This is a genomic window from Amycolatopsis thermalba, from assembly GCF_003385215.1.
Taxonomy (GTDB): Bacteria; Actinomycetota; Actinomycetes; order Mycobacteriales; family Pseudonocardiaceae; genus Amycolatopsis_E; species Amycolatopsis_E thermalba.
In genome coordinates this window covers 1-11,644 of sequence record NZ_PQHW01000017.1, presented here as the reverse complement: position 1 = coordinate 11,644, position 11,644 = coordinate 1, and the positions used below count along the sequence as shown (strand labels likewise).

The window sequence follows — 11,644 nt, the reverse complement described above, 5'->3', positions numbered from 1 at the left end:
TAACAGGCGGCACCGTTGCCCCGTCCGGGTGGTCCCGGGGGCATCATGTTCTTGACCTGGTGACGACAATGCGTAACCATTACTCTGAGTGTTCAACTCGGCAGTCCCCCGGCGGCCCACGAGACCGACTGGGCGAGGAAACGGAGAACCACCAGATGGGCGATTACGCCAAGGCGCTCGGGGCGAAGCTCCGCGGGATCCGCCAGCAGCAGGGGCTGTCCCTGCACGGGGTCGAGCAGAAGTCCGGCGGCCGGTGGAAGGCTGTCGTGGTCGGTTCCTACGAGCGCGGCGACCGGGCGGTGACCGTGCAGAAGCTGGCCGAGCTGGCCGACTTCTACGGCGTGCCGGTGGTCGAGCTGCTGCCCGAGGGCCGGGTGCCGTCCGGGGCCGAGCCCGCCACCAAGATCGTCATCAACCTGGAGCGGCTGCAGCAGCTGCCGGCCGAGAAGGTCGGCCCGCTGGCCCGCTACGCCGCGACGATCCAGAGCCAGCGCGGCGACTACAACGGCAAGGTGCTGTCCATCCGCACCGAGGACCTGCGGTCGCTGGCCATCATCTACGACATGACCCCCGGCGAGCTGACCGAACAGCTCATCGACTGGGGCGTCCTGCCGCCGGAGGCCCGTCCGGCGAAGGAGGACTAGACGCCGGATGCCCGGCCGCTTGCGTGGCGGCGCGGGGTGGCGGACCTGACGACAGACCCGCGGCGGTGCGAGCTGACTGCCCTCCCGCCGCGAGGGAAAATCGCCTGACCAGCGGAAAAGCCCGGCGCGATCTCCGCGCGCCGGGCCTTTCTGCTGTCTTCTGCCGGGTGCTACAGGACGGCGCGGATGCGGTCGGCGATCGTGCCGATCCGGCCCAGCACGCCGTTGACGAACCGCGGCGAGTCGTCCGTGGACAGCTCGCGGGCCAGGCCCACCGCCTCGTCGATCGCCACCGGGTCGGGCACGTCCGCGGCCCACAGCAGCTCGTAGATGCCCACCCGCAGCACGGCCAGGTCGACCGGCGGCATGCGCTCCAGGCTCCAGCCGTGCGCGTGCTCGGCGAGCAGCTCGTCGATGCGCTCGCGGTGGGCGGTGACACCCTCGACGAGCGAGATCGTGTAGTCGCCGACCGGGTCGGCGTCGGTGGAACCCACCCGGTCCGCGAGCAGCGTCACCGGATCGAGTGAACGCTGGGCGGCCTCGTACAGGATCTCGACGGCGCGCCTGCGGAGAGCGCGGCGGCCGGGCTGACCGCCGCGCCGGGGCGCCGAGGTGGAGTCGGACAACCTACGCCCTGCCCAGGTAACGGCCGTCGCGGGTGTCGACCTTGACCTTGGCGCCGGTGCTCAGGAACAGCGGCACCTGGATCTCGGCGCCGGTCTCCAGGGTGGCCGGCTTGGTGCCGCCCGTGGAGCGGTCACCCTGCAGGCCGGGGTCGGTGTGCTGGATGACCAGCTCGACCGAGGTGGGCAGCTCGACGTAGAGCGGCACGCCCTCGTGCATCGCGACCTGGACCTCGGTGTTCTCCAGCAGGTAGTTCGCGCCGTCGCCGACGGTCTCCCGCGGCACGGTGATCTGGTCGAAGGTCTCGCCGTCCATGAAGACGAAGTCCGACCCGTCGTTGTACAGGTAGGTCATGTTGCGCCGGTCGACGGTCGCGGTGTCGACCTTGGTGCCCGCGTTGAAGGTCTTGTCCACCACCTTGCCGGACAGGACGTGCTTGAGCGTGGTGCGCACGAACGCACCGCCCTTGCCCGGTTTGACGTGCTGGAAGCTCACGACGGACCACAGCTGTCCGTCGAGGTTCAGCACCAGGCCGTTCTTCAGGTCGTTGGTGGTGGCCACGGGTTGTCCAGTTCTCCTGTTTCCGATCGGGCCGCGTCAGACGACCACGAGTTCCTTGCTGCTCAGGGTGAGGAGTTCGGGATCGGCGTCCCGCACGACCAGCGTGTCCTCGATGCGCACACCACCGCGGCCGGCGAGGTAGACGCCCGGCTCCACGGTGACCGTCATGCCGACGGCCAGTGTACCGGCGGCGTTTCCCGCGAGCCTCGGTGCCTCGTGCACCTCCAGCCCGACGCCGTGACCGAGCCCGTGGGAGAACTCCTCGCCGTGCCCGCCCTGCTCGATGACGCGGCGCGCGGCCAGGTCGACGTCGGCGACTTCCTGCCCGGCCAGCGACGCCTCCAGCCCGGTCTCCTGGGCGCGGCGGACCAGCTCGTAGAGGTCTTCCTGCCAGCCGGCGGGGCGGCCGAGCACGACCGTGCGGGTCATGTCCGAGTGGTACCCGTCGACGGTGGCGCCGAAATCCAGTTTGACGAAGTCGCCGGTGCGCAGCGCGCGGCTGGTGGGCCGGTGGTGCGGGATGGCCGAGTTCGGCCCGGCGGCGACGATCGACTCGAACGAGGGCCCGGACGAGCCGTGGTCGAGCATGCGGTTCTCCAGGTCGCGGGCCACCTCCAGCTCGGTGCGGCCGGGCCGGATCCCGCCGTGCTCCAGCAGCGCGGCCAGCGCCCGGTCGGCGGCGGCGCAGGCCATCCGCAGCGCCTCGATCTCGGTCTCGTCCTTGATCAGCCGCAGCTGCTCGACCAGGCCCGGGGCGCGGGTCAGCTCGATGCCCTCGGCGAGGCGGGTGAACGCGTCGTGCGCCTCGACGCTGACGTGCTGGCTTTCGAAGCCGGTGCGCCGGTGGGCGGCGGCGTCCCCGGCGGCGCGCGTGAGCAGGGCCGCGGCGCTCTCCCGCTCGATGACCCGCTCCAGGTCGGGCACCTCGGCTCCGGCCTGGGTGGTGTAGCGGCCGTCGGTGCAGAACAGCGTGCGGTCCTCGCCCGCGCCGTGGACCAGCAGCGCGGCGTTGGAGCCGGTGAAGCCGGTCAGGTAGCGGACGTTGAGCAGGTCGGTGACGAGCAACGCGTCGACGCCGGACTCGTTGAGCACCGTGCGCAGGGCGTCGCGCCGGGAGGCGTGGAGGTCGGGCACAGGAGCAGCTTAGTGCGGTGCGACGATGGGTGGATGGGTATGCGGTCCTGGCTGGTTCGAGGTCTGGGCATGGCGGTGCTGCACGCGATCGCCGAAGTCGCCCTCGCCAAGGCGACGGTCTACGAGCCGACGGGCCTGACGACGGCCCGGATCGCCGTGATCGCGCTGCTGGTGGGCGCGGCGGCGTTGTGGAGCGCGCTGGACGCGTGGCTGCGCCGCGCGGACGCCGGGCGCACGTGGTTCATCGCGTCGCTGGTGACCGGGCCGGTGTCCGGGGTGCTGTACGTGATCGGCCGCGCGGTGTTCGTGGACCGGACCGGCGCGGAGGAGCTGTGGCCGGCGATCTCCGGGGGTGCGGCGTTCACCGCGCTGCTGGTGCTGGTGCCCGCCGGGCTGGGGTTGTTCGTCGGCGGGCGGCTCAAGCGCCCGGCCGAGCCGGAGAAGCGGCCGCGTCCCACCCCGCGCCCCCGCGCCGCCGCGAAGGACTGACGCCGCGGGCTCAGCCGAGCGCCGGGCCGGCGGGGTAGCTGCGCCACTGCGCGGGTGTCACGTCCTCGGTCGCGGAGCCGTTCGCGGTGACCGCGTCCGCGCGCCGCACCGGGTACAGGCGGCCGTCGTCGAGCAGGAAACCGACGCCGAGGCCGGTCGCCTTCAGGGCCCGCGTGCCGGATTCGAGCCGGGCCGCGACCGGGAACTGGTTGAGCACGTCGAGCCGCGTGTCGAGCACGTGTCCGGCCAGTTCCTGCGCCACCGAGCGGCGGTCGATCCGCACCACCTGGCCGGAGACGACCAGGTCCATGGTCCGCACCGGCGAGGGCATCGCGAACCCGTCCAGCACGGTCAGCGCGCGCTGGGGGTCGGCGCAGGCGTTGACGCCGACGATGTCCAGCCCGAAGCGCCGCAGGTCGGTCGGCGCGCCGGCCTCCCCGGTCACCGTCGCGCGGACGACGTCCACCGGCACCCGCCCGCACGGGTCCTTCGCCGACACCGGCGCGTGCCCGTCCGGCCGCCGCACCAGGCCCGGCCCCTCCCGCCACACGCCGGGGATCAGCAGCGGCTGGTACGGGGTGTGCACGAAGTCGCGATCCCAGAACGTGATCGTCGTGCCGTCGGCGGTCTCGTGCGCGATCGCCCACGCGCCGAGCGCGTCGATCCACATCAGGTCCGCGCTGAACGCGTCGACCAGCGATTTGGTGCGTGGCGCGGTGGTGCTCGCCACCGGCGCGAACCCGGCCTCCCCCAGCGCTTCGACGCCGCCGGCGAACGCGGGGTCCGTCGACCGCAGCACGAACTGGCCGGCGCCGTTCCAGCCCGCGGCCAGGCCGGTGGTGTCGGTGAACATCAGGTAGAACCAGCCGTCGAGGTACACCGCGGCCGGCTGGCCCGCGCCGTAGAGGTTCTCGCGGTGGGTGTCGTGGGCCGGGTCGACGATCGGCCTGCCGCCGCCCGCGCGCTGCCAGGTGATCCCGTCGGTGCTGGTCGCGAGGCCGATCGAGTTGCCGAGCGCGTGGTCGCCCGCGGCGCCGGTGTAGTACTGGTAGTAGGTCCCGTTCACGCGGATCACCGACGGGTCGCACGCGTGCACGCCGTCGAACTGGCCGGGGTTGCCGGACAGCACCGCGGGCGGCACCGAGCCGCCGGGGCCGGTGAACGGCCCGTCCAGGGAGGCCGACTCCGCGTAGAGGATGTCGTCGCCGGGCGGCGGCGAGCCGGGGTACTGGCTGCACCACCACATGCGGTTCGTGGCGCCGTCGGCCATCACCGTCGGGCCGTAGTTGTAGGGCGCGCCGGGGCCACCGGCGGCGACGACACCGGCGCTCTCGCGCGGCGAGTCGGTCTTGAGCCGGACGTCGTCGGGCGGGGCCGGGGTGGTTTCCGGCTGGGCGCCGCCGATGACGGCGCGCTCGGCGCCCTCGGCCTGGGGCGGCACGCTGCCGGTGCACCCGGCCAGCGCGGAGACGGCCAGCACCGCGGCCAGCATCCCGCCGAGCACCTTGCGTCCGCCCACCCGTCGTCCTTCCGTTTTCGCCGCCAGCCCAGTGTAGAGAGTGATTAACCCGGTTGAGTGACGTGCGGGGGGTCGGCGACCAGTTCGACCTCGAAGTTGTCGGCGTTCTCCAGATACGCGGCGTGATGATCAGGGCCGCCGGCGTGCGGGTAGCGGTCGGCGAACAGCGGCCGCCAGCCGTGTTCGAGCGCGGCCGTGGCGAGTTCGTCGACGTGTTCGGGTGGTCCGGCGTGCAGCGCCAGGTGGTTGAGGCCCGGCGCACAGCGGTCGTGGACGGTGCCGGTCAGTGCCGGGGACTGCTCGATCACGAGGTAGCCGGGGCCGAGTTTCCAGCTGACGCCGTCCCGCCAGCGCTGGTGCTCCCGCCAGCCGAGTTCGGTGAGCAGCCAGCCGAAGCTCTCCTCCGCCCGCGCGAGGTCGGGCACCCACACCTCGACGTGGTGCCAGTGTCCCTGGGTGGCGGGCAGCGCGACGAACACCCGGTGCGGCGCGCCGTAGTGCCGGCCGCCGCCGACGTCGGTGAACCCCAGGCGCCGCACCAGGTTCTGACTGGCCACATTGGACTCGTGCACGAGCGCCCACACCGCGGGCAGCCCGAGGGTGGTGAAGGCGTGGCGCAGCAGCGCGTCGGCCGCTTCGGTGGCCAGGCCCTGGCCGCCGTGGGCGGGGTCCAGGAAGTACCCGATCTCGACCAGGTCGCCGGGCAGCTCGGTGGACGGCCGCAGGTGCGCCAGGCCGATGACCGCGCCGTCGCGTTCGATGATCCAGTGGCCGGTGCCGTCCGGCCCGGTGTAGGCGAGCCGCTGTGCGATCGAGGCCCGGCACCGGTCCGGGTCGCTGAGGTCGGCGGCGAGGAAGCGGCTGGTCGCCGGGTCGGCGAAGATCCGGGTGACGGCGCCGGTGTCGGTGGCTTGGAGTCCGCGCAGGCGCAGCCGGGCGGTGCGCAGGTCCGGGACGGTCATCCGGCGTTGGCGGCGAGCCAGCGCAGGGCCAGCGGATAGCCGTCGACGCCGAGCCCGGCGATCACCGCTGTGGCGATGTCGGAGAGCACGCTGTGGTGGCGGAAGGCCTCGCGCTTGTGCACGTTGGAGATGTGCAGCTCGATCAGCGGAGCGGTGAGCTGAGCGGCGGCGTCCCGCACGGCGATCGAGTAGTGGGTCCAGGCGCCCGCGTTGAGCACGACGGGGTGTCCGGCGTCGGCGGCCTCGTGCAGCCAGCCGACCATCTCGCCCTCGTGATCGGTCTGCCGCACCTCGACGTCGATGCCCAGCTCACCGCCGGTCCTGACGCACAGCTCCGCGAGGTCGGCATGGGTGGTCGAGCCGTAGACGGAGGGCTCCCGCTTCCCGAGGCGGCCGAGATTGGGCCCGTTGAGCACGAAGACCTTCACCGCAGCACGCTCCCCCGCTCGGCCCGCCGCGCCCCGGCCACCGCCGAGCAGCCCGCAGCCGCAATTGTCACGCCGCCCTGGCACACCAAGCCTTTCACAGCAACACGCTCCCACGCTCGGCGCGCCGCGCCCCGGCTACCGCTGTGCAGCCCGCAGCCGCAATCGCCACACGGCCCCGGCACACCACGCTCCCACCCTCGGCCTGCCGCGGCCCGGCCACCGCCGAGCAGTCCGCAGCATCCGCCGCGCCGCCCCGGTACACCAAGACCTTCACAGCAACACTCCCCCACCCTCGGCCTGCCGCGGCCCGGCCACCGCCGAGTACGCCGCGGCCAGCAGGGCCGGGTCCGGTCCCTCCAGGCGCCCGGGCTTGGCCAGCCCGTCCAGCACCACGAACCGGAGCACGCCGGAGCGGGTCTTCTTGTCCTTGCGCATGGACTCCAGCAGCTGCGGCAGCGCGTCCGGGTCGTACTTGGTGGGCAGGCCTAGCCGCTCCAGGATGGCGGCGTGCCGCTCGGCGGTGGCGTCGTCGAGGCGTCCCGCGAGGCGGGCCAGCTCGGCGGCGAACACCAGGCCCACGCTGACCGCCGCGCCGTGGCGCCACCGGTAGCGCTCGCGGCGCTCGATGGCGTGGCCGAGGGTGTGGCCGTAGTTGAGGATCTCGCGCAGGTCGGACTCGCGCAGGTCGGCGGCCACGACGTCGGCCTTGACCTGGATCGAGCGGCGCACCAGCTCGCCGAGGACCTCCCCGGCCGGGTCGGTGGCGGCCTCCGGGTCGGCCTCGATGAGTTCGAGGATGCGCGGGTCGGCGATGAACCCGGCCTTGACGACCTCGGCCATGCCGGCGATCAGTTCGTTGCGCGGCAGGGTTTCCAGGGTCGCGAGGTCGACCAGGACGGCGCTGGGCTCGTGGAAGACGCCGACGAGGTTCTTGCCCGCGTCGGTGTTGATGCCGGTCTTGCCGCCGACCGCGGCGTCGACCATGCCGAGCAGCGTGCTGGGCACGTTGACCAGCCGGACACCGCGCATCCAGGTGCCGGCGACGAACCCGGCGAGGTCGGTGACCGCTCCCCCGCCGAGGCCGATGACGACGCCCTGGCGGTCCAGGCCGATGCGCCCGAGGACCTCCCAGCAGAAGCCGGCGACGGAGAGCGCCTTGCCGTCCTCGGCGTCGGGGATCTCGACGCGGTGGGCGTCCAGGCCGGCGGCGTTGAGTTCGTCACGGACGGCTTCGGCGGTGGTGGTGAGCGTGGGCTGGTGGATGATCGCCACGCTGGAGGCGTCCTTGACGGCCTCGGCCAGCTCGCCGAGCAGCCCGCGGCCGACGACGACCGGGTACGGCCGGGCGGTGCGGACCTCGATCCGGACCGGGTCGGTCACTGCGTTCCCTCCAGGGCTAGTTCGCGGGCGATGGCGTCGACGATCTCGGCCGGGGTGCGGTCGTCGGTGGCGACCTCGATGGTGGCGACCGCGCGGTAGACCGGCAGCCGCGCTTCGAGCAGCGAGCGGTAGGTGGCGCGCGGGTTGACCCCGGCCAGCAGCGGGCGCGCGGTGGACAGGCCGACGCGCTGCACGCCCGCGGCGAAGCCGACGTTGAGGAAGACGACGGGGTGGCCGACCAGGCGCTTCTGGGTGCCTTCGGCGAGGACCGCGCCGCCGCCGACGGAGAGCACCCCGTCGTGTTCGGCGAGCGCCTCGGCGATGACTTCTTCTTCGAGCGCGCGGAAGGCCGGTTCACCGTCGTCGGCGAAGATGTCCGCGATCGGACGGCCGGCGCGGGCGACGATGTCGTCGTCGCTGTCGCGGAACGGCACGCCCAGGCGCTGCGCGAGCAGCGGTCCGACCGTGCTCTTGCCCGACCCGGGCGGGCCCGCGATCACGATGCAGGGAGGTTGGCCCACCGTTCCTCCAGTGCCGCGAGGTAGGACTCGGCGTTGCGCTTGGTCTCCGCCAGCGAGTCGCCGCCGAACTTCTCCAGTGCCGCGTCGGCGAGCACGAGCGCCACGACGGACTCCAGGACGACCCCGGCGCGCGGCACCGCGCACACGTCGGAGCGCTGGTGGATCGCGACGGCCGGCTCGCCGGTCTTCACGTCCACTGTGGACAGCGCCCGTGGGACGGTGGAGATCGGCTTCATCGCGACGCGCACCCGGACCGGCTCGCCGTTGGTGATGCCGCCCTCGAGGCCGCCGGCCCGGTTGGAGCGGCGGGTGACCCCGGCCGGGCCGTCACCGCGGTCGATCTCGTCGTGGGCCTGGCTGCCCCACCGGCGGGCGGTGGTGAAGCCGTCGCCGACCTCGACGCCCTTCATGGCCTGGACGCCCATCAGGGCGCCCGCGAGGCGCGCGTCGAGGCGGCGGTCCCAGTGGACGTGGGAGCCGAGCCCCGGCGGCAGCCCGTAGGCGATGACCTCGATGACGCCGCCGACCGTGTCACCGGCGTGGCGGACGGCGTCCACCTCGGCGACCATCGCGTCGGTGGCCTCCTGGCCGAACGCGCGGACCGGGCTCTCGTCGACGGCAGCGAGGTCCTGCGGCCCCGGCAGCGGGCCCTCGGGAGCGACGGCGCCGCCGATCGACACGACGTGGCTCACGATCTCCGCGCCGAGCAGCTGGCGGAGGAAGTTCCGGGCCACGGTGCCCAGGGCCGTGCGGGAGGCGGTCTCGCGGGCGCTGGCGCGCTCCAGGACGGGGCGCGCCTCGTCGAAGCCGTACTTCTGCATGCCGGGCAGGTCGGCGTGGCCGGGGCGCGGGCGGGTGAGCGGCTCGTTGCGGGCCAGGCCCTCGAGTTCGGCCGGGTCCACGGGGTCGGCCGACATGACCTTCTCCCACTTGGGCCACTCGGCGTTCTCGATGTGCACCGCGACCGGTCCGCCCTGGGTGACGCCGTGCCGGACGCCGCCGAGGAACTCGATGTGGTCGGTCTCGAAGCCCATGCGGGGGCTGCGGCCGAACCCGAGCCGCCGGCGGGCGAGCTGCTCGCTCACGTCGGCGGTGGTGACCTCGACCCCGGCCACCATCCCTTCGAGCACGGCCGCGAGGGCCGGACCGTGCGATTCACCAGCGGTTATCCAGCGCAGTACCACCAGACGATCCTGTCATGTCGGCTACGGCCCGGTGCAGGCGGCTCCGGCGCAGGCGGCTCAGTGCAGGAAGCTCAGTGCAGGAAGCCCGGTGCAGGCTGCTGGGGCGGGTGGGCGCACGGTGGACCTCTCGCGCGGGGGCCGGCTCGACGGTGGCGCGCGTCGTAGCAGCCTGCCCGGACCTCAGCCGTCACGGTCCCGGCGGCCACCGCCGCACTGGACGCCCGCCCGCGGCTACCGCACCCCCAACTGCGAGAGCACCCACCCCTGCCCCGGCGGTCACCTGCGTCGCACGGTCGCGGCGCCCTCGGTTGCACGATGGCCCGTCTCCCGCTGCCGCGCTCGCGGGGCTGCCGTCACCCGGGACGGATCAGCACCAATGTGATGGCCGCCGCCAGTAGCCCCGGGCCGTGCGGCACCCCGTCCGGCCAGCGGCGCGTCGCGGCCAGGACGGCCGTGATCAGCGCGGCCAGCACGACGGCCACCGGCAACGCGAGCCACCCCGCCGAGCCGAGTGCCGCGCCGAGGGCGCCCGCCAGCTTGACGTCGCCGGCGCCCATCGCGTGCGGTGCCAGCAGGTGGACCGCCAGGTGCGCGCCCCCGAAGACCGCGGCCGCCGCGAGCGCCTTCGCCGGATCCGGTGCGACGCCGACGAAGAGCGGGTACGCGGGCAACGTGAGCACATCCGGCAGCCGCCGGTGGCGCAGGTCCGCCGCGATCAACGGCACGGCGAGCGCGGCCAGCACGAAGGCCGTCCAGGCGGGCGCCACCGTGGCGAGCCCCGCCCAGGCAGCTCCGGTGCCGAGCACCACCACGGCGGCCGGCACCGGGGCGTCGGCTCTCCGGAGGAGGCTGGCCGTCCCGGCACCCACTGTTGCTCCGGCGGCGCCGAGCGCCGCCACGATTCCCCAGTTCACGAATCCAGCCTGCGCGGTCGGCCGCGTAACGCCAAATGCGGGCGCGTACGAGATTCCCACTCGCACGGCGCCCTTCGCGCGAATGGTCATTTCGTCGCCGCACGAGAGTTCCAGTCGCGACCGCACGAGAATCCCAGTCATCGCACTGGCGTGATGGGTGGCCGCGTAGCGGGCTCACGAAAGTCCCACTCGCGTGGAATGTGCCGCGGGTTGTGCCACTCACCGCCACGCGAGGTGACCAGCCATCGGCGCGCGAGATGCCCAGTCGTGCCAGGGCGACTCGCGTGCGGAGTCGCAACGTAAGGAGGAACTGCGCTACGCGGCGCAGTGCGGGCTATCCCTCGCAGTACGGGTCACCACGTGCAGTGCGGGCCACCCCAGCAGTACCGGGTACCCATGCAATGCGGGCTACCGCGTGCAGTGCGGACCACCCGCGCAGTGCGGACCACCCGGCGCAATGCGGGCTACTTCACGCAGTACCGGCCACCCGTGCAATGCGGGCCACCCCGCGCAGTGCGGGCCACCCGGCGCAATGCGGGCTACTTCACGCAGTACCGGCCACCCGTGCAATGCGGACCACCCGCGCAGTGCGGACCACCCGGCGCAATGCGGGCTACTTCACGCAGTACCGGCCACCCGTGCAATGCGGACCACCCGCGCAGTGCGGACCACCCGGCGCAATGCGGGCTACTTCACGCAGTACCGGCCACCCGTGCAATGCGGGCCACCCCGCGCAGTGCGGGCTACGTGGTGCGGGCTTCCCCGCGTGGTGCGGCAGGAGCACCACGGCGTGCCGCAACAGAGGTACGAGGCCACAAGGAACGCGCAATGAGGAAACGGTGGCGGCGCAAGGGGCGCGATTCGATGAGAAGACGGCCTCACACGAGGTGCGGCAGCGTGAGCGACAACCTCGCTTGAAGCACGGAGCACGAATACGAGACACAGCGCCACAAAGCTCAACGAGGGACGACACTGCAAGGCTCAAACGACGTGCGACACCACGAGGAACGGGAAGGTGCCACGACAAGAGCCGCGGCAACGCGACGCCGGAAGACGTGCATTCCGCCCCGTGGCAGCCCGAACCGCGTCGCCGGGAAAGGGGTGCAACCATCGTCCGCGTCGCTGGGAAAGGGGCCCAGCCACCGTCCGAGTCGCCAAAAAAAGGCTCTTTGTACTGATGTGTGGGTGGGTCTGCCCAGGTAGCGGAGGGGCACGTCGTTGCTGGGTCTAGGTTTCTGAGCTGTCGAGGAACAGAAACCGGATAGACGGAGAACGACGTGCCCG

12 protein-coding genes are annotated in these 11,644 nt (G+C 72.9%); 2 read left to right on the top strand and 10 right to left on the bottom strand.

Going from position 1 to position 11,644, the window contains the following annotated elements; genetic code table 11:
* Positions 1–155: 155 nt before the first annotated feature.
* Positions 156–644: a transcriptional regulator BldD gene (gene bldD, locus D0D15_RS09940; RefSeq protein ID WP_020422358.1), complete on the top strand. Its 489-nt coding sequence runs from the start codon at positions 156–158 to the stop codon at positions 642–644.
* 170 nt (positions 645–814) lie between these two features.
* Here the strand turns inward: bldD and nusB are convergent, their stop codons facing one another.
* From nusB to D0D15_RS09925, 3 genes are read right to left on the bottom strand one after another with little or no spacing between them, the layout of a single operon-like run.
* Positions 815–1,270, bottom strand: coding sequence for a transcription antitermination factor NusB (nusB, locus tag D0D15_RS09935; RefSeq protein ID WP_094008120.1), 456 nt, complete (start codon positions 1,268–1,270; stop codon positions 815–817).
* A 1-nt stretch (position 1,271) separates the two neighbouring features.
* Positions 1,272–1,829 (bottom strand): elongation factor P, encoded by a 558-nt coding sequence (efp, locus tag D0D15_RS09930; protein ID WP_094008121.1) that lies wholly within the window; start codon positions 1,827–1,829, stop codon positions 1,272–1,274.
* 36 nt (positions 1,830–1,865) lie between these two features.
* Positions 1,866–2,963, bottom strand: a complete 1,098-nt coding sequence (locus tag D0D15_RS09925; RefSeq protein ID WP_094008122.1) for a M24 family metallopeptidase — start codon at positions 2,961–2,963, stop codon at positions 1,866–1,868.
* A gap of 69 nt (positions 2,964–3,032) precedes the next feature.
* On the opposite strand from D0D15_RS09925, the gene D0D15_RS09920 reads away from it, so the two are divergent.
* Positions 3,033–3,452, top strand: a complete 420-nt coding sequence (locus D0D15_RS09920) for a hypothetical protein (protein WP_094008123.1) — start codon at positions 3,033–3,035, stop codon at positions 3,450–3,452.
* 10 nt (positions 3,453–3,462) lie between these two features.
* Here D0D15_RS09920 and D0D15_RS09915 read toward each other — a convergent pair whose 3' ends face one another.
* The 7 genes from D0D15_RS09915 to D0D15_RS09880 form a co-directional block, all read right to left on the bottom strand.
* The gene (locus tag D0D15_RS09915; protein WP_233157472.1) at positions 3,463–4,944 is read right to left on the bottom strand and encodes a glycoside hydrolase family protein; all 1,482 of its coding nucleotides are present in this window, start codon (positions 4,942–4,944) and stop codon (positions 3,463–3,465) included.
* Positions 4,945–5,015: 71 nt separating this feature from the next.
* Positions 5,016–5,933 carry a GNAT family N-acetyltransferase gene (locus tag D0D15_RS09910; protein ID WP_094008124.1) on the bottom strand — a complete coding sequence of 306 codons (918 nt, stop codon included), beginning with the start codon at positions 5,931–5,933 and terminating at the stop codon, positions 5,016–5,018.
* Positions 5,930–6,361, bottom strand: a complete 432-nt coding sequence (gene aroQ / locus D0D15_RS09905) for a type II 3-dehydroquinate dehydratase (RefSeq protein ID WP_094008125.1) — start codon at positions 6,359–6,361, stop codon at positions 5,930–5,932. The genes D0D15_RS09910 and aroQ overlap by 4 nt, the downstream gene beginning before the upstream one ends.
* Before the next feature lie 270 nt (positions 6,362–6,631).
* Positions 6,632–7,741, bottom strand: coding sequence for a 3-dehydroquinate synthase (aroB, locus tag D0D15_RS09895; protein ID WP_094008126.1), 1,110 nt, complete (start codon positions 7,739–7,741; stop codon positions 6,632–6,634).
* Entirely contained in the window at positions 7,738–8,241 is a 504-nt protein-coding gene (locus tag D0D15_RS09890) for a shikimate kinase (protein ID WP_094008127.1), read from the bottom strand. The genes aroB and D0D15_RS09890 overlap by 4 nt, the downstream gene beginning before the upstream one ends.
* The gene (aroC, locus tag D0D15_RS09885; RefSeq protein WP_198958354.1) at positions 8,238–9,449 is read right to left on the bottom strand and encodes a chorismate synthase; all 1,212 of its coding nucleotides are present in this window, start codon (positions 9,447–9,449) and stop codon (positions 8,238–8,240) included. The genes D0D15_RS09890 and aroC overlap by 4 nt, the downstream gene beginning before the upstream one ends.
* Before the next feature lie 350 nt (positions 9,450–9,799).
* Complete coding sequence (locus D0D15_RS09880) at positions 9,800–10,270, bottom strand: prepilin peptidase (RefSeq protein WP_094008129.1); 471 nt, start codon at positions 10,268–10,270, stop codon at positions 9,800–9,802.
* Between the last annotated feature and the right edge of the window lie 1,374 nt (positions 10,271–11,644).